The organism is Paraburkholderia sp. BL23I1N1, assembly GCF_003610295.1.
Classification (GTDB): Bacteria; Pseudomonadota; Gammaproteobacteria; order Burkholderiales; family Burkholderiaceae; genus Paraburkholderia.
Genome location: NZ_RAPV01000001.1, coordinates 6,625,946 through 6,650,221, shown reverse-complemented (window position 1 = coordinate 6,650,221; position 24,276 = coordinate 6,625,946). Strand labels below are relative to the sequence as shown.

The window sequence follows — 24,276 nt, the reverse complement described above, 5'->3', positions numbered from 1 at the left end:
GCCTTTATAAAATCCCCGATTTCCAGACCATTTGCGCAGCGGCCGCCAGAACGAACAGCAGAACCAGAACCCGAAACGCCGCCGGCGGCAGCCGGTCCCTAAGCGGCCGCACGAGTAGCATTCCCGCGATCACCGGCACGCTCGCACAAGCCGAAATGACGAGATCGCTCAAGCTGGCGTGCGCACCGCCACTAAACGTGGCAACCAGCGTGATGATCGAAACCACCAGGATGATCGCGATCTGCTTCGTAAAGGCTTTCCCCGTGGCGCCCGTGGCGATCAAATACATCGCCAGCAAAGGCCCGGGCACTGAAGCGATGCTCTCCATCAACGCGGCACCGAATCCCAACACGAAGCCCGCTGGTTTGGCCCACGCCGATGACAACGTAAGGCGCGGCGAAAGCAGCAGGAGCAGGGCTGCCACGATCAGCAACGCGCCCGCGGCGGCCTGCGCACGATGCGGCGCCAGCGAAATCAATACGCTCACGCCGATGATATTGCCGATCACCGTGCCGATCAGCGGTGCGGCAATCCGCCGGACCGTCGGCAGCATGTCGCCGCCTTCCAGCGCCTGGGGAATATTGCCGAGAATGATCGGCATCGACAGCAATAGTACGGCCTCTTTGATCGGCATGAACTGGCTGAGAATCGGCATTGCCACCAGCGGTACGCCGATACTGACTACGCCCTTGACCATCCCGCCCAGCAACAGCGCGGCAATGATGCCAAGCAGCGCGTAAAGGCTGAGCGTCTGCAGGCTCGCGCCGAGCACGCCGTTGGCGAAACTGAAATGAAACATCGTTGAGGTCCGCGAGCCAGCCGCGTGGACTCAATGGACGAGCGCGCGCGGGCAATGGCGTTTTTTTATCGTTCGGCCTGTTCAGTGCCCGCGTGTCGCGCAAGGTTCGAAGCAGCCGGCTAAGTGAGGCCGCATGATACCGTGCCCGCGCTCAAGCCGTCTGAAGGCGTAACGTAAGCTTCACTGCCTTCAAGTGGCATCTGAAGCGGCGCTTTCCTTTCTCAATGCGCGCTCGTTGCGAGCGACAAACGGAGGCGCTGTTTGCGGGGCAATCCGACTCGTCGTGTCAGCCTGCGCGCGCCGTGTCTTCAAGCGAAGAATCGGCGCTTCGATCAACCGCCAGGACAGCATGGCCATCGTCAGCGAAATCAGGAACGACGCGACGATCCCGGCCACGTGTGCCCACATCGGGACGGTGCCGCCGAAGAACGCCATGGCGTGGCGGTTGCGGGTCAGGTCTGGAATCAGGTTGTGATAGAGATAAAAGCCGTAGCTGATACGCCCCAAATTCACGAGCCAGCCCGTTTCGAGCAGACCGATGACGACCGCGTTGCGGCAGCACGCAATCGAACACACAAGCGCCGCGATAGCGACGCCATACAAGGCGTTGACCGTCGTGAAGGCAAGCGGATTGTCTAACTGACTCCACGTCGACGCAGTCGCGCAAAACCCTAGAAGACAAAGACTCAGCACGAACAGCGTCATGCCATGTCCGAGCATGTTGCGTAAGCGGCTCTCTTTCCCGGCGATCATCAGGCCGCCCATTCCGCCCAACGCCAGCAGCCAGAAATTGGTCAACGGATGCGTATAGACGGTGACGTCCTGCCAGTGTGCCGCACGCATCGCCAGCAGCGAAAGCAGTCCAACCGCGACGATCACAAGACACACCGCGCGATGCCACCGCGCCGCAACCAGCAGCAATAACGGCGCAAACACGAGATAAAACTGCTCCTCGATCGCAAGACTCCAGAGATGCGAGTAACGCCCGGGCCAGTAATGCAGTACGGAGCCGATCCAGAAGTTCGACAGATACGCGAAATGAAACGGCATGCCGCTCGCTAATTCAGGGCTCGCCATGCCGAACGCCATGAGCGCGCACATCACCACCAGCATCAGGTAGTACACCGGAAATATGCGCAAGGTGCGGCGAAACAGAAAGCGCTTCAGTTCAGCGCCAAACCGGCTGCCGTTTTGTTCGATGCGCGTGCGTTGCGCGGACAGAATGCCGATAATCAGAAAGCCGCTCAGCGCAAAGAAGATCCATACACCGAGGTGGCCGATCTCGCCAATGTCACCAAATAGACGGTGCTGAATAAAGACCATCAGGACCGCAATCGCGCGCAATCCGTCGAAGCCTGCAATCCTGTTGTTCATGTGCGTGTCTTCCAACGGGCGTGCATGAATCCATCCTACGATGAAAAAAAGCGAAAAAAATCGCGAGCCGGAATGCATGATTTTTTTCAGTGGCCTTTACCGATCGTGCCCGCGCCGGATGCAATAAAAGCCGCAAAACTTGCCGCAAGACTTTCCGCGTAGCCGAGGCGCGACGACGCAGTATTACGGCACTCCGACATCTGAATTTCAGATTGCTGCCGCTTTGCATGCTTTTAAAGGGCGGTTGTCAGCGCGCGCCGGCGTGGCGCACGGTCTCGATGGGAACGTTTTATTGTTATGGAGTTCCTACTGAGAACACTGGCGTATGACCGCTTTTCATGGCGCATTGGCATGCTGGCGCTATCTTGCGAGAACCTGAATGGACACCCGTCGCGGACGCTCGATCGAAGTGGATTTCTTCCGCGGCGTCGTGTTGATCGTCATCGTGCTGGACCACATTCCCGGCAGCACGCTGTCGCATCTGATGCTGCACGCGTACGCCCTGTGCGACTCGGCGGAAGTGTTCGTGTTCCTCGGCGGCTATGCGTCGGCGGCAGCGTATACGGCGGTACTCGCGGGCCGCGGCGAGAGTGCGGCGGCGATGCGCTTCGTCAGGCGCTGCTGGGAGATCTATCGCGCCTATCTATTGACGGCCGTCTTGACGCTGCTGTCCGGCGCCGTGCTCGCGCTATTGCATCTGAATCAGCCGATGGTCGACCTCACCGGCTGGCAGCCGTTCGCGGTGCAGCCGCTGCGCGAGGCGTTCGATATTGCCGTGCTGCGGCGCCAGCCGTATCTGTCGAGCGTGCTGCCCATGTACGTGATCTTTGCGCTATGCGTACCGTTCGTGGTGCCACTGGCGCGCCGTTCGTCGCTCGCGGCGCTGGGCCTGAGCATGGCGGTCTGGTTGCTGGCCCGGCCGCTGGCCGCACTATTCAGCATTGACGACGTGGCCGACTGGGCTTTTAATCCGTTTGCGTGGCAATTGATGTTCGTGCTCGGCATTCTGTGCCGGGTGCAGCCTATCAGCGAGCGCTTTCATGCCACCCGCACGGCGCACTGGTTCACGCGCGTGGCGGTGGTCGCGGTGCTGGCGTTCGCCATTGTTAAACTCTTTGTGCTGACGCAGCCGTTGCCCGGCCTGCATAAACAGAACCTTTCAGTGGAACGCGTGATCAACTTTATCGTCGTCGCCTGGCTCGCCGCGCAGTTCGTGCGGGTGGGCAGCATCGCCTGGCTCGCGAAACGGTTGCCGGCCGTGGTGACGGTCGGCCGTACCGGGCTTGTGTGCTTCGTCACCGGCACGTTGGTGTCGTTGATCGTCGATACCGCGACGCCGCATACGTTCCATGGTTTTCGCGGCACGCTCGTCGGACTCGGCGGCGATCTGGTCGCGATCGGCGCGGTACTCATGATCGCGCGCGGCTGGAACGACTGGAAAGGGCAGCAGTCGCACGCGGCTGCCAACGGCGCGGGTTACGGATGAGGGCGCGTGTGCGCCGGATGCGCCATGCGCATTTGACGCGACATTCGCGCACGCTCGGCATGATCCTCGGCGCGCTGCTGGGGCTGAACGCCTCAGTGGCATGGGCCGCGGCCAAGGAAGCGGCGCTCGCCATGCATTGCGCGGAGTTCGCGGGCGCGGTGTTGCCCCCGGAGCTGATCGCCTTGCCCACGGCCGGCGTGCAGATCGAAAATGCGACGATGGTGGCGGCTACCGCGCCCGGCAATCAGCAAGGCGGCGAATATTGCCGTATCACCGGCCGCATCAAGGCGCTCAAGGCCAGCACGCCCGATATCCGCTTCGATCTGAATCTGCCGCGCCGCTGGAACGGCCGCGCGCTGCACATCGGCGGCGGGGGCTATAACGGCGTGGTAGTGAGCGGTACGGGCGTGATGCCGTTTTCGCCGGATCGCGCACCGCTCGCGCAAGGTTATGCGACCTTTGGCGACGACTCGGGACACGTGGGCAATTCCGCACTCGCAGTCTTCGGTCTCGTCGATGAAGCGGTGACGAATTTCGGCTACGCGCATCTGAAGAAAACGCACGACACCGCGCTCGCACTCATCACACGCGCTTATGGCCGGCCGCCGGAGCGGATGTATTTCGCCGGCGGCTCGACGGGCGGTCGCGAAGGCTACACGGTGATGCAGCGCTATCCCGACGACTACGACGGCGTGATCGCCAATTCGCCCGCGCTCAATTTTTCGGGCGTGCGGTTGATGGGTGTGAAGCTCGGTCAGGCGGAATACGCGACACCCGGTGGCTTCATTCCGCCGCCGTTGCTCGAGTACGTGGTTCAACGCACGCTCGCGGTCTGCGACCGGCTCGACGGCGTGGCGGACGGCATCGTCAGCGACGTTGCCGCGTGCCGGGAACACGAAGCGGACATCATCGCCTCGTTACGCTGCGCCGGACGCGCGCCTTCGCACGACGCGTGCCTCACCGACGCGCAACTCTCCACCTTGCTGGTGATGCGCGACGGCCTGTCGTTGCCCTACAAGCTGGCGTGGGGCGTTACCGGCTATCGCGGCTACAACGTTTTTCAGGGCACGCATCTGACCGGCCTGCTCGGGCTCGCGCATCAACCCGAGCGTTTGCCGGTGCCGACCTTCTTCGCCAACGGCTACCTGTTCGCGCAGGGCGACGGCTACGTCCGCTATTTCGTGACGCAGGACGCGGCGTTCGACTCGCTCAGGTTCGACCCGCTCCATCCCGGCAAATATCGCGGACAACTGATTGCGCTGTCGCAGACAATCGGCGCGATGAACCCCGACCTTGCACGCTATATCGCGCACGGCGGCAAGCTCATCACGCTGCAAGGCCTCGCCGACGAAGTCATCAGCCCGAACCAGACGATCGCCTACTATGAAGCGCTGATCGATCGCTTCGGCGTCGACCAGGTCGATGCGTTCATGCGGCTCTACATGGTGCCGGGTTTTCAGCATGGCAGCGGGGTGTTCATCCCATCCGTGGACCTACTGGGGCGCGCTCGACAATTGGGTGACGCGTAGCGTATCGCCCGAAACCTTGACCGCGACGGATATTGCGGCCGCAACCAACGGACGCTCACGTCCGTTGTGCCGTTACCCGCTGTTTCCCCGCTATAGCGGTAAGGGCAATGTGAATCTCGCCAGCAGTTTCGCGTGCGCCGAACCGTGACAGGCTCCGGCCTGCCGGCTTCTACAGAATATCGGGGTTGTGCTGCACGCTTTCTCACTTTCAATTACATTGCGGGTGCGGCCGCGCATTCGCGCCGCCTCCTACCAACCCAATGCCGGTGTCTGCCATCGTCGAATCCATGCAGCCTATCGTCTCAGTCACGAATCTGTCGAAAACCTATGCCACGGGTTTTCATGCACTCAAAAACATCAATCTGGCGATCAACCGCGGAGAAATCTTCGCCTTGCTGGGCCCGAACGGTGCGGGCAAAACCACCCTCATCAGCATCATTTGCGGCATCGTCAATGCGAGCGTTGGCAGCGTGATGGTGGACGGCCGCGACATTGCGAACGACTATCGCGGCGCACGCTCGCTGATCGGCCTCGTGCCGCAGGAGCTCACCACCGATTCGTTCGAAACCGTCTGGGCGACCGTCTCGTTCAGCCGCGGGCTATTCGGCAAGCCGAAAAACCCCGCCTATGTCGAAAAGATCTTGCGCGATCTGTCGCTGTGGGAAAAACGCAATAGCAAGATCATTACGCTGTCGGGCGGCATGAAGCGCCGCGTGCTGATTGCAAAGGCGCTCTCGCACGAACCGCGCGTGCTGTTTCTCGACGAACCCACGGCGGGTGTCGACGTCGAGTTGCGCCGCGATATGTGGAAGCTGGTGCGCTCGCTGACCGCCAGTGGCGTGACGATCATTCTCACCACGCACTACATCGACGAAGCCGAAGAGATGGCCGACCGCATCGGCGTGATCAATGCGGGCGAGATCATGCTGGTGGAAGAGAAGACGGAGTTGATGCGCAAGCTCGGCAAGAAGCAGTTGACGCTGCAACTCGATAGTCCGCTCGCGGAGGTGCCGCCGGCATTGGCCGGCTATGGGCTGGATGTCGCCAAGGGCGGCAACGAGTTGATCTACACGTATGAGGGCGAGGGCGGACGCACCGACATCATTGCGCTGCTCAAAGCGCTCGACGACGGCGGCATCCGCTTCAAGGACCTGCATACGACGCAAAGCTCGCTCGAAGACATCTTCGTCAGTCTGCTCCGAGGTAATCAATGAACATCTACGCAATTCGCGCGATCTATAAGTTTGAGATGGCGCGCACCTGGCGCACCCTGATGCAAAGCATCATTGCACCGGTGATATCTACGTCGCTTTACTTCGTCGTATTCGGTGCGGCCATCGGTTCGCGTATCAAGGAAGTGGACGGTATCAGCTACGGCGCGTTCATCGTGCCGGGTCTGATCATGCTGTCGCTGCTCTCGCAAAGCATTTCGAATGCGTCGTTCGGCATTTATTTTCCGCGTTTTACCGGCACGATTTATGAGTTGCTGTCGGCGCCGGTGTCGTATCTGGAGATCGTCGTGAGTTATGTGGGCGCGGCGGCCACCAAATCGATTCTGCTCGGATTGATCATTCTGGCAACCGCTGGCCTGTTCGTGCCGCTGCAGGTGCAGCATCCGTTCTGGATGATTCTGTTTCTGGTGCTCACCGCGGTGACCTTCAGTCTGCTCGGATTCATTATCGGTATCTGGGCGGATAGCTTCGAGAAATTGCAGTTCGTGCCGCTCCTGATCATCACGCCGCTCACGTTCCTCGGCGGCAGTTTCTATGCAGTGAATATGTTGCCGCCGTTCTGGAAGGTCGTGACGCTGTTCAATCCGATCGTCTATCTGGTCAGCGGATTTCGCTGGAGCTTCTATGGTCTCGCCGACGTGGATGTCGCGGTCAGCCTCGGCATGACCGCGTTGTTTCTGGCGGTGTTTCTCGTGATTGTCGCGTGGATCTTCAAGACCGGATATCGGCTCAAGAGCTAACCGCTTTGAGGCGAACCGGCTTGCGCCGGTTCACTGCCGGCTCGCGCCCTTGCAGTCACGCAGCGGCGCAGATTCCACTGTGTTTTCCCCTGCATAACTTAAAACTATATTCAGGCAAGGAAAACAATTTTTGACCGATGATGGCGCGGCGCTACGCTGTGTGCGTCACTCATCGTTCATGCCGAGTACGGCTCATGATTCAGGTACGAAGGAATCTTGAGCGATTCGCAATTCCGGTGCAAGGCTGGTGCTGAGTGGTGCATCCGCACGCGGTGCGTGCGGTCATCGATTTCCGTTCAAGGACCCGCTCATGTTCAACGCACTGACACGCCGCGCCGCGGCAACGGCTGCCGGCACGCTGCTTTCAACGACAATCGCGGTCTTCGCCGCGTTCGCCTCGCCGGTCGCCAATGCGCGAACGCTCACGATTGCCCACACCACCTGGGTCGGCTACGGCACGTTGTACCTCGCGCGCGATCTCGGCTACTTCAAGCAGGAAGGGCTCGACGTCGACCTGAAGACGATCGACGATGCCTCGATCTACATGGCGGCGCAGGCGTCGGGCAAGATCGACGGCTCCGCCTCGACGGTGGACGAGGTGATGAAATTCCGCTCGCCGAATTTCTGCTTCAAGAGCGTGATCGCACTCGACGAAAGTTACGGCGGCGACGGCGTGCTGGTGGGCGACGGCGTGAACAGTTTCGCGGACCTGAAGAAGCAGCCGATCGCTATGAGCGAAGGTTCGGTATCGCAATTCTGGCTGGCGTATCTGCTGAAACAGCGCGGCATGTCGATCAAGGACGTGACGATCCAGAACATGAGCGCCGACGACGCGGCGAGCGCTTTTATCGCCAAACGCGTGCCGGCCGCGGTGACGTGGGAACCGCATCTGAGCTTCGTGCGTGAGCACAAGCAGGGCAAGGTGCTGATCGACAGTTCGGCCACGCCGGGCGTGATTGTCGACGTGGTGACCCTGAATTGCGACATCATCAAAAACCGCCCGAAGGACGTGCAGGCGCTGGTGGACGGCATCTACAAGGCCGTGGCTTACACCCGGGCCAACCCTGAGAAAGCCTACGCGATCATGGCGAAGGGCGTAGGCGGCTATCTGGCCGATCCGAAAGCGTTCGCCGAGGCCGCCAAAGGCGTGCGTTTCTACGATCAACCGATGAACGTCGGCCTGCTCGGCACCGCGGCCAAGCCGGGTTCGGTCGAGAAGGTCATCACGCTCGCAGCAGCATCTGGAGCGATCTGGGCAAACAGAAAGTCGCCGTCGACTACAACATGCTCGTCGATCCGACCTTCGCCAGCGCCAAGGTGCCGCAATGAGCACGACCCTGCCTAACCCTGCGAAAGCGCCACCTGCGGCACGGCGGCGCGGGCCTTCATTGCTCGACGTTTGCCTGACACCCAAGGCCGACGTGCCGCGTTCCGTGTTGCTCGCGGTCGGCATCGCCGTGTGGCTGGCGGTGTTGGCCGGCTGGTCGCTGCTGACCTACGGGAACCTGATTCCTTCGATGTTCCTGCCGTCGCCGGGGGCGGTGCTCGATGCCGCACAACGGCTATACGCGGATGGCACGCTCGGCGAGCACGTGTTCGCCAGTGTCCGCGTCGTGCTGATCGGCTTTGCGATTTCGTCTTTGCTGGCGATTCCGATCGGCATGTTGATGGGCACGTTCCGGATCGTTCAGGGCGCGCTCGAACCGATCGTCAACTTCATGCGCTATCTGCCGGTTACGTCCTTCGTGCCGCTGTTCATTCTGTGGATCGGCATTGGGCTGGAGCAGCGCGTGACGGTGATCATCTTCGGCACGTTCTTTCAGCAACTGGTGATGGTGGCCGATGTGTCACGCGGCGTCTCGAAGGAATTGCTCAATGCGTCTTACACGCTGGGCTCGTCGCGCCGTGACGTGCTGCTCAACGTGCTGACGCCGGCCAGTGTGCCGGGCATTCTCGACACCTTGCGCGTGACGATGGGCTGGGCATGGACCTACCTCGTGGTCGCCGAGTTGGTGGCAGCGTCGAGCGGGCTCGGTTATCTGAGCATGAAAGCGATGCGCGGCTTTCAGGTCGACGTGATTTTCATGGCGATCGGCATCATCGGGCTGCTCGGTCTTATCACCGATCAGGCGTTTCGCATCCTCAAACTGAAGGTGGCTCCATGGGCGCAATAAGTGCATTGGCGAGGCGGACTGAGGCCGTAGGCCAGCCTGGGCAAGTGGAACCGTTGCACAAGCCCGTGCCCGAAGCGAAATTGCGGGCGATCGATGTCGACCTGCACTACCCGAACGGACACGGTGGCACGACGATCGCGCTCGACAAGGTGTCGCTCGATGTGCCGGAGAAAGAGTTCGCGGTGATCGTCGGGCCGTCCGGTTGCGGCAAGTCCAGCTTGCTATATCTGGCAGCGGGGCTGGCGCAGCCGACCGCGGGCGAAATCGTGGTGGGCGGGCGTACGGTTACGCAGCCGGGCGCGGACCGCGGCATGGTGTTTCAGTCGTACACACTGTTTCCGTGGCTGACGGTGCGGCAGAACGTCGAATTCGGTTTGCGGCGGCGACGTATGCCCGCAAAAGAGCGCGCCGAAATCGTCGCGCATTACATCGACGAAATCGGTCTCAGCCATTTTGTCGATGCCTATCCGAAGCAGTTGTCGGGCGGCATGATGCAGCGGGTGGCGATTGCTCGCGCGCTCGCCAACGATCCCGAGGTGCTGTTGATGGACGAGCCGTTTGGCGCGCTCGACAGTCAGACCCGTGCGCAGATGCAAAAGCTGTTGCTGCGGGTCTGGGAGCGCACGCACAAGACCGTGCTGTTCGTTACGCACGATATCGACGAGGCGATCCTGCTCGGCGACCGCGTGTACGTGATGTCGGCGCGTCCCGGGCGCATCAGGGAGCGGCTGGAAATCCCGATCGAGCGGCCGCGTTCGCTCGAGATGGTGATGGATCCCGGCTTCATCGCGATCAAGCGGCGCGTGTTGAGCCTGCTGCACGATAGCGACGCTGACGACGAAGAAGCCTGACGCATCCGTATCGGGTAATCCCTCATGCAACCCGTGATGCGACCCGTGATGCAACCCCTCCGGCAATCCCCTTAGTCCATCCGGACGATGCCCGTACGCGTCCAATCGCCGTGAATGACGGTATGAACCTGGAACGGCGCGACAAGGTTTTTTGTCCGCCGTATCGAGGCGCACAGCCGCGCGGCAGGCGTTGGAGCCGCGTACAGGGATGGGGACGAGCGGGATGAGGACGGTGTGATGCCGGAGGGTTGCAGATGAAAACCAAAGTTCAGCGGGATGGACTGATTGCCGGCTTGCTGGTGGCGATCGGCGTGGTCGGCGTATCCATGCGCCAGCTTTACGAATGCGCGTGGAACGATGAGTTTCCCGGCATGGTGTGTACGGCCGGTTCGTCGCTGTCGTTGTTTCTGGGGATCACCGGGCTGGCTGCGCTGGCTGGAAGAGTCTGGGCGCGCCGCTCGGGTTCGGACGAACAGTGCTTCACCTTCCTTGGCGCGGTGGGCGGTGCGGCGCTCGTGTATGCGTTGGTGGTGAGCGGTTTCTAGTTGGCCGTACCGCAGGATCGGATACGAAGCGGCGCGGCGATTCGAGCCGCCGCGCCACACGTGCCGCGCCGCGTATCAGGCCACGATCGCCGGGTGCGCCTGCACCGGCCCGCCCAGCGCCTCGCGATGCGAGGGCGGCTGGCGGCCGTCGAGTTCGGTAATGCCGTACTCGTGCGCAAGCTCCGCGCCGACCAGCACGAGACCGGATTTCTGCTGACGCTGCGGGTCGCGATACAACGCGTCGATCAGGCGTCCCGTGAATTGCGGCGTTTCCGCGAGTTCGCTGAAGCCCGCATATTGTTCGGGGTGCTCGGCAATCACACGCGCGGTGCGCTCGGTTTGCAGCATTCCCATCCAGATGGAGACCGCCGCGACGCCAAACGGTTTCAGATCGACGGCCATGTCCTTGGCGAACTTGTCGACCCCTGCTTTCTGCGCGCCGTACGCCGCGCCGTGCATATAGCAACTCGCGCCGAAAGAGGACGTGAACGCGATTAGCCCGTCGCCTTGCCCGGCCATCATCTGCGCGGCATGCCAGCTCGCGACATACGCGGAGCGCAGGCCGACATCGAGAATATCCACGAGGGCCAGCGGCTTTTCCCAGAACGGCGCCGGACGAATCAGTTCATCGTGCAATACCGTGGCATTGTTGATGAGGATGTCGAGGCGCCCGCTGTTGTGACGGATGTAGTCGAACACTTCCGCTACTTGCCGGTCGTCGGCGTGATCGCAGGTGAGGGCGATACCTTTGCCGCCGAGCCTGTCGATTTCGATCGCCGTCGCGTGCACCGTGCCGGGCAAGGGTGCGTCGCCCTCGCGTTGGGTACGCCCGGTCACGTAGACAGTCGCGCCCGTCGCGGCGAGGGCGAGGGCGATACCTTTACCGGCGCCGCGCGAGGCGCCAGTGACGAGGGCTGCATAGGGTTTTTGAGTCATCGGGAGTTCACCATGAAGAGGCTTCGAGTTCGTATGACGCGGGCGGAGCGCTTGCCGGCATCGCCGCGGCGGACCGAAGCGGTGTGGAGCCCAGCGGCGCGGGGATCCTCGGCGTGGCCGGCGCGCGTTCGAAGGCGTGAGGATTGTCCAGATCCGCTTCGCCAAGCGGAATGAACGCCATGATCTCCAGTTCGTGCCCGGAGAGCGCCGGCAACCTGAATGGACTCGACAGCACATTCAGCCGACGCACGCCCAGGTCGCGCAGAATCTGCGAGCCAATCCCGGAGAGCCTGCCGTCCTTGCGAACCGGCGTGCCGTTGCCGGTGCTGGTGTGGTTCATCGCATCGGCGCGCATGTCGCAGTCGAGCAGGACCGCTACGCCGCATCCGGCCGCGTCGATTTTTTGCAGCGCCGCGTGCAGCGGCCACGAATGCGCGGACGGTTCGGCATCGAGCAGATCGAGCAGCGAAAAGCATTCGTGCACGCGCGTGAGCACCGGCACATTGGGCATGGGATTGCCGCGCACCAGCGCCAGATGCGTGGAGTGGCGCACGGTGTCGCGATACTGAATGGCGCGAAACGGTCCCCACGGCGTGTGCAACGGTCGTTCTCCTACACGTTCGACGAGCGATTCGTGCGTGCTGCGATAGTGGATCAGATCGGCAATCGTGCCGATTTTCAGGCCATGGTGTTCGGCGAATTCGATCAGTTGCGGCAGGCGCGACATCGTGCCGTCGTCGTTCATGATTTCGCAGATCACCGCGGCCGGCGTCAAGCCTGCCAGTGCGGTGAGATCGCAACCGGCTTCGGTATGCCCGGCACGCACCAGCACGCCGCCCTGGCGCGCCGCGATTGGAAACACGTGACCCGGCTGCACCAGATGTTCGGCGCGCACATCCGGCTGGATCGCCGTGCGGATCGTGTGCGCGCGGTCGGCGGCGGAGATGCCCGTGGTGACCCCTTGCGCCGCCTCGATGCTGACCGTGAACGCGGTGCCGTACTGCGTGCCGTTCTGTTCCGCCATCGGCAGGAGCTTGAGGCGTGCGCAGTGTTCGGCGCTCAGCGTCAGGCAGACGAGGCCGCGGCCAAAGCGCGCCATGAAGTTGATCGCTTCGGGCGTGACTTGGTCGGCGGCAATCAGCAGATCGCCTTCGTTCTCGCGATCTTCTTCGTCGACCAGAATGATCATGCGGCCAGCTTTCAGTTCGGCGACGATTTCGTCGGTAATGGCGAGTTTCATGGGTTGATTCCTGGGCTACTGCTTGTTGCTTGTGCTGTTGCTGCAAACAGGAACAGCGGAAAAGCGCTTAACGTGCGCTGGAACCGAATACGGGCGCGCGCTTATCGAAGAATGCGTCGATGCCTTCGCGGAAATCGTCGCCCGCCGCGCAGTGCAGAAAGCTGCGCTGCTCCGCGTACAGATGCTCGGCGAAGCTGCGCTCGGGTGCGTGCAGAAGCAGATTCTTGGTTTGCGCGAATGCGTCCGGCGAGAGGGCGCCCATCCGCTTTAACAGCGAGCGCGTTTGCGCGGCGAGTTCGTCGTCCGGTATGACCCAGTTGACGATCCCTGCTCGCAGGGCCTCGTCGGCCGTATGCCGCTCGTCGAGATACATGCATTGCGCGGCCTGCTTGGCGCCGAGCGCGCGCGGCAGCGTATAGGTCTCGCCGCCATCCGGGGAGGTGCCGATGCGGCCGTACGCCGACGTGAACGTCGCGCTCTTTGCGGCGATAGCCAGATCGCAGGCCGCGACGAGGCTCAGGCCGAAGCCTGCCACGGCGCCGTTGATGCTGGCGATCACCGGCTTGCGCGAGCCCGTCACGGTTTCGACGACGGTTTGCGCGAGCCGCACGAGTTTGCCGATCGAGCGGTCGCGCACTACAGGTTTGGTGTCGAGTGCGGCGCGCATGGTCTGCAAGTCGCCGCCCGCCATGAAGGCGTGGCCGGCGCCGGTCAGCACGATCGCACGGATCTCGCCGTGGTGCGCGAGGCGTGCGAGCTTGGCGTTCAGTTCGTTTGCCATCGCTTCGTTTAGGGCGTTCAGTGCCTCGGGGCGGTCGAACGTGAGCGTCGCGATACCGTCTTCGGCCGCGAGGCGAATCAATGCAGTCATGTCTTTTTTAGTAAGCGGAGTCAGGTGTTTTGGACGTGCAGCGCAAGGCGTAAAGAGCGTGCGGCTAGCGTGAGTGCGTGGTCGGCTGCATCGAGCGCGCCGAGCAAACTGGCGAAGCCGTGTATTTGACCCGGCCAGCGCAGATGGGTCGTGAGCACGCCTGCTTGCGCGAGACGCGCGGCGTAGTGCTCGGCCTCGTCGCGCAATGGGTCGTATTCGGCGCTAATGACGGTGGCGCTTGCCACGCCCGAAAGATCGGCCGCGGCAAGCGGGCTGGCGCGCGGATCGGCACGATCGGCGCCTTCCGCGAAATACTGGTCTTTGAACCAGCGCATCATGTCCGCCGACAGGAAATAGCCGTCGCCCATCGATTCGTATGAAGGATGCTCGGTGGCGCAATCCAGCACCGGATAGAACAGCACCTGATGCGCGATATTCACGCCGCTATGACGCATGTGCTGCGCGACGACCGCTGCAAGATTGCCGCCTGCGCTGTCGCCTGCTACAGCAAGCGCGCCGGGGCGCACGCGCAAGTCGCCCGAGTTGGACGCGGCCCAGCGCACGGCGTCGCACGCATCGACCGCGGCGGCCGGAAAACGCGCTTCCGGCGCGAGCCGGTAATCCACTGATAGCACGACCGTTCGCGCCCGTTGCGCGAGGCAGCGGCACAGGTTGGCATGCGTATCGAGTCCGCAAGCAACGAAGCCGCCGCCGTGAAAGAAGACAGTAAGCGGTAGGAGAGCATTTTTATCGCCACCTTCAGCCACCGGCCGGTAGAGTCGCGCGGCAATCGGGCCGCTTGCGGTGGAAATCATCAGATCTTCTTCCGCCGCGATGGCGTCGCCGGGCGCCAAAGCGCCACCCGCGGCAAGCATCGCGCGGTAAGCCGGTGCGGTGAGTTGCGCGAAATCGAGTGGGGGCATGCCGGCGAAAGCGGCGAGCAGGGCCTGCGCCTGGGGATCGAGCGCCATCGGGTCTCCTGAGAAAACAGTCATGAAAGCGGCTATACCGGGTATTAGCGATGCGGCCGCGCACGACGCGGATCGGGCCGCAAAACAGGCCGAAAAACGAGCCATTCAGCGCGCACGCCGCAACACTGAAAGCATTGAATCGCGGCGGCTTTATGGGGGCATCGTCCGATTGGACGAGAGTTCGTTCGCACGCTCAGCGAAACTTGTGTCAGCTAAGTACTTCCCCCGATGCCGGCAAACAGATCGGCCCTTAAGCTTGGCGACGCGATGCGAAATCGCATGGAGGACGGAGTGTTGATGGAGACGAAATGGGCCCCAGAAGAGGGTCAGGCCATGAGTGAACTGGCCGAAGTGAGTGTCGCGCAATTCAGCGAACTGGCCGCGCGCATTTATCAAGGGGCGTTGGAAAGCACGCCGTGGGCCGGTGCGCTCGAGTTGATCCGCACCTCGCTCGGTGCGAGCTATGTCACCCTGATTCTGCGTTCGCCTTCGAGTGACCGGCGCGGCTTGATGGTGCACGCGTCAGAAATGGGGTCGGGCGTGCCGGGCGAAGCCTCATACAACAACTACTACTATTCGCTCGACCCGTTCGTCGGGTTGCCGGCGGATCGCGTGGTCACGGTCGACGAAGTATTCGGCGACACGGGTTGGCTCACCAGCGAACTCTACAAGCAGTTTCTGAAGCCGGCTGACATTCGCTACATCATGGGCGCCGACCTTCGTACGGAGTCCGGCGTCGAATGCCGGTTTCGCGTGTGCCGCGGTCACGCCGCGAAGCATTTTTCCGCACGCGACAAGGCGTTTTGTGCGTTGCTGCTGCCGCATTTGCGGCGCGCGGTCGAACTGCATTCGCGGCTCGATATCGTGGAGTCGGAGCGCACGCTCTATGCGAGTGCGATTGACCGGATGCTGGTGGGTACGGTGACGCTCGACGAGAGCGGTGCGATCATGCGCACTAACAGCGTGGCCGACGAGATTCTCGCGCAGGGCAACGGCTTGCGTGTCGTGCACGGCAACATCGAGGCGACGGACACGCAGGAGAATCGCAATCTGCAACGTCTGGTGCGCCATGCACTCATGGGACACTTCGGCACCGCCGCACCGATTGTCGAAGCCATGCCGATCACGCGGGGTTGCGACAAGCCGAAACTCGGCGTGCTGGTCCGCACGATTCCGCTATCCGATTGGTCCGAGGACAACAAGCGCCGCCCGGCAACCGTGCTATTTCTGCGCGATCCCGATCGCAAATCGCAGGGCTCGCAGGAGATCGTGCGCAAGCTGTTCGACCTCACGCCCGCGGAGACTTCTCTTGCCTTGCTGTTGACCAATGGGTTGACGCTTGAAGAAGCCGCCGACGAGCTGGGCATCAGCAAGAACACCGCGCGGGCTCATCTGCGGGCGATTTTCTCGAAGACGGGTGTGACGCGTCAGGCCACGCTTGTGCGTATTCTGCTGGGCAGTGTGGTGCCGCTTGGCTGAAATCAACTGAACGGGCGCGTGCCCGAAGTGCCGTACGTGCCTTGTACCGCGCCTGGTTCGGGCGTGGTACCCCCTCCAACACCTTAAACCGCGCGCTTTTGCGACAACACCAGCAGCGCGCCGTTCTTGTCCTCCAGCACCGCGCGCCATTCGTGCGGCCCTTGCTGCACCGGCACGCGCACTGACGCACCCGCCGCTACCACCCGCGCCATTGCGGTATACAGGTCGTCGTTTTCGTCGACCCGGAACACCAATGCCGCGCGTTCCACGATCCGTTCTTCTCCCGCCACCAGCGCAATGGTCAGCGCGCCGCCATCGAGCGCGCAATAGCGTTCGCCGTCGCGGAACTTCACCGCCAATCCCAGCCCGTCGACAAAGAGCGGCAGCGCCGCATCGATCGTGTCGACGGGGTACAGCATCATCGAAGCCTTCATTGCATTGCACTCCCATCAGTTGAGCCGCGTTGTATGGCGGTTCGATCGTAGCGTCACGAACGATGGCCGCACGAGGTCCAATCGGACTAGCCGAAGCATGAAAAGCACGGCGAAAATCGCGGCAAAAACCCCCTTCGATCAAAGCTTCTACGCCAAAGCGCGCACCGTTAATCCAAATAGACGATGCCGGGCCGCACGCGCGAACTGAAACTTCATTCCGTGGACCGTCACGATCATCGTAGGAATCGGTGTGTCGGGAGCGGACCGCCCGTTTCAGCACAGTCCAAAATTCATGGAGACGCACGCAATGAAGTTTTCTCTGATTTACGAAGCCCAGACCACGGACGCTTCGCGGGAAGGCGATCACCGGGTATTCAAGGAGACCGTCGAGCAGGCGTTGCTCGCCGAACAGATGGGTTTCGATACCGTCTGGTGCGTCGAACACACGTCGCTGACGAACTACGCGCATATGAGCGCGCCGGAAACCTTCCTCGCCTATCTGGCCGGCCGCACGACCCGCATTGGCCTCGGCCACGGCGTGATCTGCCTGCCGCCCGCGATGAATCATCCGATCAAGGTGGCCGAACGCGTGGCCATGCTCGACATCCTGTCGGGTGGCCGCGTGCACTTCGGCGTCGGCAAAGGCGGCAGCCAGCAGGAAGCGGGCGCATTCGGCTACGACCTCGCCGAGCTGCAACCGATGATCGACGAATCGATGTACCTGGTGCCGAAAATGTTCGTGCAGGACGAGATCGAGCACGACGGCAAATACATCAAGTTTCCTAAACGACCGATTCACCCGAAGCCGTTCCAGGACCCGCATCCGCCGATGTACATGGCCTGTACCAACAACGACGGCTTGCTGCGTGCCGGTCAACGCGGCTTGGGCGCCTTGGTGCTCGGTTTCGGCGGCCCCGATGAAGTCGCGAAGAAAAACGCGCTGTATCGCGAAGCATGGGCCACGCGCAAGGCGGAGGATCAGGTTGGCTTCCGTCCGACGCAGCATCTCGCGGCCCTGTGTCCGACCGTGGTGCTGAACGACGGCCAGCAGGCCCGCAAGATCGGCATTCGCGGCCAGCGCTATTTCATGGAATCGCTCGCTTACTGGTACACCGGCGGCGAGCGTCCGAACCCGGATAGCTGGGGCGATGACCTCGTGAAGGGCAATACCGGCGAAATGGTGATCCGCTCGCGCTTCGCGTCGGAAGAGGTGGTGGTCGATTTCAGCGACCCGGCGCTGTCGATGATGAACCCGAATCACGCTTACGGCACCGTCGACGATTGCATCGGCTATGTGGGCCGTCTGATGGAAGCCGGTGTGGATGAAGTGCTGTTTCTCTGCCAGATGGGCACGGTGTCGCAGGAAGCGCAGCTCGAAACGATCCGCAATATCGGCGAGCACGTGATTCCGTACTTCAATCGACTGAAGGACGAAAAGCAGAAGGCGCAAGCCGCCGCATAAGGTCGATGCGGTTGCTGCGGCCGTTGCAAAACAGCGGGCGAGGCGGGCGTCGCTAGTCTCTTCAGACGATGCGACGCCGCAGCCGGCGCTCGAAGATGAACCCAACAAAATAGGCGCGACACCCCTCGCGCGACACAGGAGACAGCCGTGCATCGCGACAACGATTCGAACGCCCTTGCAGCCGAACTGATCGCCCGCGCCGAAGCGCTCGCGCCGGTCCTCGCCGGGCGCGCCGCGCAAGCCGAGGCGAACGGGCGGATTCCCGCTGAAACCGTGGCCGATTTTCAGGCGGCCGGTTTCTTCAAGGTGCTTCAGCCGAAGCGCTATGGCGGCTACGAACTCGATCCGCAAACCTTCTTCGAGATTCAGATGGCGGTGGCGCGCGGCTGTATGTCGACCGCCTGGGTGTACGGCGTGGTCGGCGTGCACAACTGGCAACTGGCACTGTTCGACGAGCGCGCGCAGCAGGACGTGTGGGGCAAGGATCAAAGCACGCTGATCGCGTCGACCTATATGCCGGTGGGCCGGGTGACGCCGGTTGAAGGCGGCTTCCGTCTGTCCGGGCACTGGAAATTTTCGAGTGGTAGCGAACTCTGCGATTGGGTCTTTCTCGGCGCGCTGGTGCCGCCGGCGAGAGAAGGCGAGCCGCCGGAATACCGTACCTTCCTGCTGCCGAAAACCGATTACACAATCGAACAGGATTGGGACGTGCTGGGCTTGCGCGCGACCGGCAGCCACGACATCGTGGTGAACGATGTATTCGTGCCGGACTATCGCACGCACAAGGCGATCGACGGCATGATGGGCACGAGCCCAGGTCTCGCGGTGAACGATGCGCCGCTGTTCCATCTGCCGTTTGCGCAGATCTTCGTGCGCGCGGTGTGCACGGCGTGCATCGGCGCACTGGAAGGCGCGCTGGATGACTTCACGTCCTACGCGGCCACGCGCATTAGCGCCAACAGCGGCGCGAAAACCACCGACGACACCGGCGCGCAAACCGCCTGCGCCAATGCGGCGGTCGCGATCGACGAAATGAAAGTGCTGCTGATGCGCAACTTCGCAGAACTGCTCGCGGCGGCCCATGGCGGCCCGGCGGTATCGATCGAACGGCGCGTGCACTTCCGTTATCAATCCGCGCAAGTGGCCGAACGCTGCGCACAGGCCGCCAACGCGTTGCTGCGCTACGCGGGCGGCAACGGCATTTACAACCGCAATCCGTTGGTGCGGTGCTTTCTCGATCTGCACGCGGCGCGCGCGCACTACGCCAACAACCTCGATCGTTTCGGCCAGAATCTCGGCGCCGTGATGCTCGGACGCCCGAACACCGATTTCTTCGTCTGATGGATGCCGCCATGAGCGAACAGCAACCGCAGAACTACGTGTTCGACGTCGTGGTGGTCGGCTCCGGCGCGGGCGGCATGCTGGCCGCCTGCCGCGCGGCCGATCGCGGCCTGTCCGTCGCCGTGCTCGAAAAGAGCGATGTGTACGGCGGGACCTCGGCGGTGTCGGGTGGCGGAATCTGGATTCCGTGCAACCACCATATCGCCGAACTGGGCGCCACGGATACGCGCGAGGCCGCACGAACCTACCTCGACGCCTGCACGAAAGGCGTGACCGCGAGCGAGCGGATCGACGCCTATCTTGACGCCGCGCCGGAGATGTTGCGCTATGTCGAGGCGAATACGCCGGTGCGTTATGAAGCGTTGCCGAAGTACGCGGACTACTTTCAGGATCTGCCTGGATCGATGCCGGGTTACCGCGCGCTCGATCCCTTGCCGGTGGACGGTGCGTCGCTCGGTGCGGAATTCGCACGGTTGCGCCTGCCTTCACCCGGGACACTGATCGGCGGGCGGGTCGCGGTGACGTCGAAAGAGGCGCACGTGCTTCTGTCGAAAGCACCGGGCTATATCGCACTCGCGCTGAAGCAATTCGGCCGCTACTGGTTTGATCTGCGCGCACGCAGCCGCTCGCGGCGCGATCGCCGCCTGACGCTCGGCAATGCGTTGGCGGGTGGCCTGCGCCGTGCATTGCTCGATCGCGACATTCCGTTATGGCTCAACGCGCCGATGAGCGGATTGCTCGAAGCAGACGGACGCGTGACGGGTGTCGTGGTGGAGCGCGGGGGAGAGACAGTGCGTGTGCTCGCGAAGCGCGGCGTGATTCTCGCGGCCGGCGGTTTCGAACGCAATCAGGCGATGCGCGAACGCTATCTGCCGCGACCCACGCAAGCGCAGTGGAGCGCAACCCCGCCGAACAATACGGGTGACGCGATTGCAGTCGGCCAGCAATTGGGCGCCCAAATTGCATTGATGGAACACGTGTGGGGCGCGCCGACAGTTCACGTCGATCACGAGGAAAAGCAGCGTGCGCTGTTCGTCGAGCGAAATCTGCCGGGTTGCATGGTGGTCAACGGGCTCGGCAAGCGCTTCGTGAATGAGGCCGCGCCGTATTCGGAGTTCGTGCCGGCAATGTATCGCGACCATGCGAAAACCGGTGCGTGCGTACCGGCCTGGATGGTGTTCGACGCGCAGTTTCGCAAGAAGTATCCGTGCGGGCCGATCATGCCCGGCGCGATGATGCCGGACGCTCGCATCCCGGCGGCATTTCGTTCGTTGCTCTACAAGGCCGATTCGCTCGAAGCGTTGGCCGCGCGAATCGGTGTCGACGCGCAGGGCTTGCGCGGCACCGTGGAAAAAATGAATCGCTACGCCGCGACCGGTATCGACGAAGAATTCGCCAAGGGCGGCAATGCATTCGACACCTACTACGGCGACCCCAGCGTCCAACCAAATCCGTGTCTGGCGGCAATCGAGACTGGACCGTTCTACGCCGTGCGTATCGACGCGGGCGACATCGGCACCAAAGGCGGTTTGCTCACCGATTCGCGCGCCCGCGTCCTGCACGGCGACGGCACGCCGATTGCCGGACTCTATGCGATCGGCAACACCAGCGCGTCGATGATGGGGGCGAGCTATCCCGGCGCTGGCTCGACGCTCGGCCCAGCCATGACCTTTGGTTACATTGCCGCGAATCATCTCGCCGACGGTGGCGATGATCGCGACGGCAACAGCAGTCCTTCAGAACCAGCACGCGCTGCCGGCATCGAACTTCGCGGAGTCACATCATGACCGAACTCACTTCTCACCCGTTGCGTGCCGACATGCTGCTGGCCATGCGCCGCCTCGCGCGCTCGGTCGCTGTCATCAGTTGCTGCGACGGCGAACGTCGTTATTCGATGTCGGTCACCGCGGTCGATTCGCTCTCGACCGAACCGCCCTCGCTGCTGATCTGCATTAACCGTACGTCGTCGATTTTTCCGCCGCTCGACCAAGGCGCGGCATTTTGCGTGAACGTGCTCTCGGCGCAGCATCAGCACATTGCGATCGATTGCAGCGGGCGCCTCAAAGGCGAAGAGCGCTTCACGACCGGTAACTGGCAGCGCTCGGAGCATGGCGTGCCGTATTTGCACGATGCACAGGCGAGCCTGATCTGCACGCAGGACGGCCGCTTCGATTACGGCACGCATGCGATCTTCATTGGCCGCGTCGAGCAGGTGCTGATCAGTGGCGAGGTCGATCCGCTCGTGTATGTGGACGGTGTTTACACAACTTCTACGGCGCCCGTGCGCTGCGCAGCGGCCTGACCGGACACGTGGCGTGATGCGAAGCCCAACGTCCGCAGAGCAGGGATCGGCCACGCCGGTCGACATGCCGCTCGTCGTCGACGATCCTGCCTGCGTGCGCTGGGACGACGTCTGCGACGTACTGGTGGCGGGCTTCGGCGCGGCGGGCGCGTGTGCCGCGCTGGAAGCCGCGGCGGCCGGCGCGAAAGTGCGGATCGTCGAGCGATTCGAGGGCGGCGGCGCGAGCGCGAAAAGCGGCGGCGTGGTCTACGCAGGCGGTGGCACACGCTATCAGATCGAAGCGGGCTACAGCGACACGCCCGAGGCAATGTTCGCGTACCTGCAGCAGGAAGTGGGCGACGCGGTGTCCGCGGCGACGCTCAGACGTTTTTGCGCAGGCAGCGCCGACATGTTGCACTGGCTCGAACGCCTCGGCGTGCGCTTTGCCGCGTCGGTGCCGCCGCGCAAGACGTCGTATCCGCAGAACCGCTACTACCTGTATTACTCGGGCAACGAGGCGGCGGGCGACGCCGTGCGCGAACACGCGCCGGCACCGCGCGGGCATCGGGTGGTCGGCGACGGCATGTCGGGGCGCGTGCTGTACGACACGCTGCGGCGCGCGGTGAAGGCGCAGCCCCTCGTCGACACGATGTGCCAGGCAAGCGTACGCAGATTGGTCACCGATCGCAGCGGGCGCGTGATCGGCGCTCAAATCTGGCAGGTGGCGCCGGGCGGTGCGCAGCGCAGCCATCGGCGGCTCGCTCGCTGGGCTGAGCGCCTGCATAACGGCATACCGGCATGGGCCGACCGGTTGCGCGCCGCGCTGTATCGGGTCGAACAGAGCGAAGGCCGGCTCATCACGATCAAGGCCGACGCGGTGGTATTGAGCACCGGCGGCTTCATCTTCAACCGGTCGATGGTGGCGCACTACGCGCCACGTTATCTGCCGAACTGGCGTCTTGGCACCACCGGTTGCGACGGTTCAGGCATCCGGCTTGGCTTATCTGCCGGTGCCATGGCGCAGCGGCTCGAACGTGTATCCGCGTGGCGCTTCATCAATCCGCCTTATGCATGGGCGCAAGGCTGCGTTGTGGATCGCTACGGCGAGCGCTTTTGCAACGAGGAAGTCTATGGCGCCGCGCTCGGCCACGCGATGTGTGAAACCCGCGAAGGGCACGTCTGGCTGATTCTCGATGCGCGGCTCGTCAAGCTCGCGCTCACGGAATGTTTGCGCGGCAAGCTGTGGGCGTTCCAGAGCGTGCCCGCGATGCTGTTGATGCTGGCCGGCCGCAAACGCGCACGCTCGCCGGCTGATCTGGCGGCACGCATCGGCTGCGATCCGGCCGTGCTCGAGCGGACCATCAATGCTTACAACCTGGGCGCGCTCAACGGCATCGACCGTGCGTTCGGAAAAAGCGCCGCGATGTTGCAGCCGCTCATGCAAGGCCCTTACTACGCGATCGATATTTCATCGGACAGCCGCGTGTTCCCGTGCCCATCGATCACGCTGGGCGGCTTGCGCGTCGACGAGACGAGCAACGCGGTGCTGTCGGCGCAGGGCTCGCCGATCGAGGGCTTGTTCGCCGCCGGCCGGGCCGCTTGCGGCCTCGCATCGAATCATTACGTGAGCGGCCTTTCGCTCGCGGACTGTATCTGGTCCGGCCGCCAGGCGGGCCGGGCCGCAGCGGGCGTGGTTCTCGCGAACGCCGCCCATTCCCTGACTGAAACTGACTGACACTGAAAGAGAGAACGAAGATGGGAGACAGACTCAAAGGCAAGATCGCCGTCGTGACGGGTGCTGCGAGCGGCGTCGGCAAACAGGATGCGTTGCTGTTCGCCCGTGAAGGCGCGCGTGTCGTGCTCACCGATGTCAACGAGGAAGCCGGCCGCGAAGTGGCCGCGCAGATCGGCGACGCCGCCCTGTTCGTGCGCCATGACATCTCGTCGGAAACAGGCTGGAACGATGTGTTCGGCGCCGCGCAAACGACGTTCGGCACGCCGGATGTGCTGGTCAACAACGCCGCGGTGCTGTTGCTCGGCAGCATTGAGGACACCACGCTCGAACAATGGCAGCGCGTACTGCGCATCAATGCAGAAGGCTATTTTCTCGGTTGCCGCACAGCGGTGAAGGCGATGAAAGAGAAGGGCGGTTCGATCGTCAACATGTCGTCGGTGGCGGCGTTGGGCGGACTCGGCATGTTCTGCGCCTATTCGGCCAGCAAGGGCGCGGTGACGGCAATGACGCGCGCGATCGCCGCGCACTGCAAGCAGCAGGGCTACAAGGTCCGCTGCAACACGATTCATCCGGACGGCATTCTCACGCCGATGACCGCGCCGTTCTTTGGTGCAGCCGAAGAAACCCGTGAGGCGCTCACGCGGTCGGTCGACCCGCATTCGCGCATGTGCTTGCCGGAAGACATCGCGAATCTGGTGCTGTTCCTTGCGTCCGACGAATCTCGCTTCATCAACGGCAGCGAGTATCGGATCGACAATGCGCAGATGATCATGGGCATCGCCTGAGTTCGCCCGCC

20 protein-coding genes and 2 pseudogenes are annotated in these 24,276 nt (G+C 62.8%); 15 read left to right on the top strand and 7 right to left on the bottom strand.

Annotated features, from left to right (window positions below; all coding sequences use genetic code 11):
- Nucleotides 1-4: 4 nt before the first annotated feature.
- Nucleotides 5-799 (bottom strand): sulfite exporter TauE/SafE family protein, encoded by a 795-nt coding sequence (locus B0G76_RS31045; protein WP_120295861.1) that lies wholly within the window; start codon nucleotides 797-799, stop codon nucleotides 5-7.
- A 189-nt stretch (nucleotides 800-988) separates the two neighbouring features.
- Nucleotides 989-2,173 (bottom strand): acyltransferase, encoded by a 1,185-nt coding sequence (locus B0G76_RS31040; RefSeq protein ID WP_120296929.1) that lies wholly within the window; start codon nucleotides 2,171-2,173, stop codon nucleotides 989-991.
- A 379-nt stretch (nucleotides 2,174-2,552) separates the two neighbouring features.
- Between B0G76_RS31040 and B0G76_RS31035 the strand changes: the two genes are divergently transcribed.
- The 8 genes and pseudogenes from B0G76_RS31035 to B0G76_RS31000 all read left to right on the top strand — a co-directional run bounded on the left by B0G76_RS31035 (nucleotide 2,553) and on the right by B0G76_RS31000 (nucleotide 10,730).
- Nucleotides 2,553-3,659 (top strand): OpgC domain-containing protein, encoded by a 1,107-nt coding sequence (locus B0G76_RS31035; protein ID WP_120295860.1) that lies wholly within the window; start codon nucleotides 2,553-2,555, stop codon nucleotides 3,657-3,659.
- A pseudogene (locus B0G76_RS31030) lies at nucleotides 3,656-5,336 on the top strand (tannase/feruloyl esterase family alpha/beta hydrolase). Before B0G76_RS31035 ends, B0G76_RS31030 begins: the two are co-directional and overlap by 4 nt.
- A gap of 139 nt (nucleotides 5,337-5,475) precedes the next feature.
- Complete coding sequence (locus B0G76_RS31025) at nucleotides 5,476-6,402, top strand: ABC transporter ATP-binding protein (RefSeq protein WP_120296928.1); 927 nt, start codon at nucleotides 5,476-5,478, stop codon at nucleotides 6,400-6,402.
- Nucleotides 6,399-7,160 (top strand): ABC transporter permease, encoded by a 762-nt coding sequence (locus B0G76_RS31020; protein ID WP_120295859.1) that lies wholly within the window; start codon nucleotides 6,399-6,401, stop codon nucleotides 7,158-7,160. Before B0G76_RS31025 ends, B0G76_RS31020 begins: the two co-directional genes overlap by 4 nt.
- A gap of 310 nt (nucleotides 7,161-7,470) precedes the next feature.
- Nucleotides 7,471-8,505, top strand: coding sequence for an ABC transporter substrate-binding protein (locus B0G76_RS31015; RefSeq protein ID WP_120295858.1), 1,035 nt, complete (start codon nucleotides 7,471-7,473; stop codon nucleotides 8,503-8,505).
- A complete protein-coding gene (locus tag B0G76_RS31010) occupies nucleotides 8,486-9,334 on the top strand; it encodes an ABC transporter permease (RefSeq protein WP_120295857.1) in 849 nt (282 codons plus the stop codon). The genes B0G76_RS31015 and B0G76_RS31010 overlap by 20 nt, the downstream gene beginning before the upstream one ends.
- Nucleotides 9,322-10,185, top strand: a complete 864-nt coding sequence (locus B0G76_RS31005) for an ABC transporter ATP-binding protein (protein ID WP_120295856.1) — start codon at nucleotides 9,322-9,324, stop codon at nucleotides 10,183-10,185. Before B0G76_RS31010 ends, B0G76_RS31005 begins: the two co-directional genes overlap by 13 nt.
- 254 nt (nucleotides 10,186-10,439) lie before the next feature.
- Nucleotides 10,440-10,730 carry a hypothetical protein gene (locus B0G76_RS31000; protein WP_120295855.1) on the top strand — a complete coding sequence of 97 codons (291 nt, stop codon included), beginning with the start codon at nucleotides 10,440-10,442 and terminating at the stop codon, nucleotides 10,728-10,730.
- A gap of 75 nt (nucleotides 10,731-10,805) precedes the next feature.
- Here the strand turns inward: B0G76_RS31000 and B0G76_RS30995 are convergent, their stop codons facing one another.
- From B0G76_RS30995 to B0G76_RS30980, 4 genes and pseudogenes are all read right to left on the bottom strand, one after another.
- Nucleotides 10,806-11,666: an SDR family NAD(P)-dependent oxidoreductase gene (locus tag B0G76_RS30995; protein ID WP_120295854.1), complete on the bottom strand. Its 861-nt coding sequence runs from the start codon at nucleotides 11,664-11,666 to the stop codon at nucleotides 10,806-10,808.
- A gap of 163 nt (nucleotides 11,667-11,829) precedes the next feature.
- A pseudogene (gene ribBA, locus B0G76_RS30990) lies at nucleotides 11,830-12,906 on the bottom strand (bifunctional 3,4-dihydroxy-2-butanone-4-phosphate synthase/GTP cyclohydrolase II); the annotation flags it as partial.
- A gap of 67 nt (nucleotides 12,907-12,973) precedes the next feature.
- Nucleotides 12,974-13,777 (bottom strand): enoyl-CoA hydratase/isomerase family protein, encoded by an 804-nt coding sequence (locus tag B0G76_RS30985; protein ID WP_120295852.1) that lies wholly within the window; start codon nucleotides 13,775-13,777, stop codon nucleotides 12,974-12,976.
- Between the two features lie 20 nt (nucleotides 13,778-13,797).
- Nucleotides 13,798-14,748, bottom strand: a complete 951-nt coding sequence (locus B0G76_RS30980; protein ID WP_120295851.1) for an alpha/beta hydrolase — start codon at nucleotides 14,746-14,748, stop codon at nucleotides 13,798-13,800.
- A 297-nt stretch (nucleotides 14,749-15,045) separates the two neighbouring features.
- On the opposite strand from B0G76_RS30980, the gene B0G76_RS30975 reads away from it, so the two are divergent.
- Nucleotides 15,046-16,227, top strand: coding sequence for a helix-turn-helix transcriptional regulator (locus B0G76_RS30975; protein ID WP_120296927.1), 1,182 nt, complete (start codon nucleotides 15,046-15,048; stop codon nucleotides 16,225-16,227).
- An 83-nt stretch (nucleotides 16,228-16,310) separates the two neighbouring features.
- Here the strand turns inward: B0G76_RS30975 and B0G76_RS30970 are convergent, their stop codons facing one another.
- On the bottom strand, nucleotides 16,311-16,661 hold the full coding sequence (locus B0G76_RS30970) for a VOC family protein (RefSeq protein WP_120295850.1): 351 nt from the start codon (nucleotides 16,659-16,661) through the stop codon (nucleotides 16,311-16,313).
- Nucleotides 16,662-16,968: 307 nt separating this feature from the next.
- Between B0G76_RS30970 and B0G76_RS30965 the strand changes: the two genes are divergently transcribed.
- From B0G76_RS30965 to B0G76_RS30940, 6 genes are all read left to right on the top strand, one after another.
- Nucleotides 16,969-18,123 carry an LLM class flavin-dependent oxidoreductase gene (locus B0G76_RS30965; protein ID WP_120296926.1) on the top strand — a complete coding sequence of 385 codons (1,155 nt, stop codon included), beginning with the start codon at nucleotides 16,969-16,971 and terminating at the stop codon, nucleotides 18,121-18,123.
- Nucleotides 18,124-18,270: 147 nt separating this feature from the next.
- Nucleotides 18,271-19,464, top strand: a complete 1,194-nt coding sequence (locus B0G76_RS30960) for an acyl-CoA dehydrogenase family protein (RefSeq protein ID WP_120295849.1) — start codon at nucleotides 18,271-18,273, stop codon at nucleotides 19,462-19,464.
- Nucleotides 19,465-19,475: 11 nt separating this feature from the next.
- Nucleotides 19,476-21,251 (top strand): FAD-dependent oxidoreductase, encoded by a 1,776-nt coding sequence (locus tag B0G76_RS30955; RefSeq protein WP_120296925.1) that lies wholly within the window; start codon nucleotides 19,476-19,478, stop codon nucleotides 21,249-21,251.
- Nucleotides 21,248-21,766: a flavin reductase family protein gene (locus B0G76_RS30950; RefSeq protein ID WP_120295848.1), complete on the top strand. Its 519-nt coding sequence runs from the start codon at nucleotides 21,248-21,250 to the stop codon at nucleotides 21,764-21,766. The genes B0G76_RS30955 and B0G76_RS30950 overlap by 4 nt, the downstream gene beginning before the upstream one ends.
- 16 nt (nucleotides 21,767-21,782) lie before the next feature.
- Nucleotides 21,783-23,480, top strand: a complete 1,698-nt coding sequence (locus B0G76_RS30945) for an FAD-binding protein (RefSeq protein WP_120295847.1) — start codon at nucleotides 21,783-21,785, stop codon at nucleotides 23,478-23,480.
- A gap of 20 nt (nucleotides 23,481-23,500) precedes the next feature.
- Nucleotides 23,501-24,265 (top strand): glucose 1-dehydrogenase, encoded by a 765-nt coding sequence (locus tag B0G76_RS30940; RefSeq protein ID WP_120295846.1) that lies wholly within the window; start codon nucleotides 23,501-23,503, stop codon nucleotides 24,263-24,265.
- Nucleotides 24,266-24,276 lie beyond the last annotated feature (11 nt).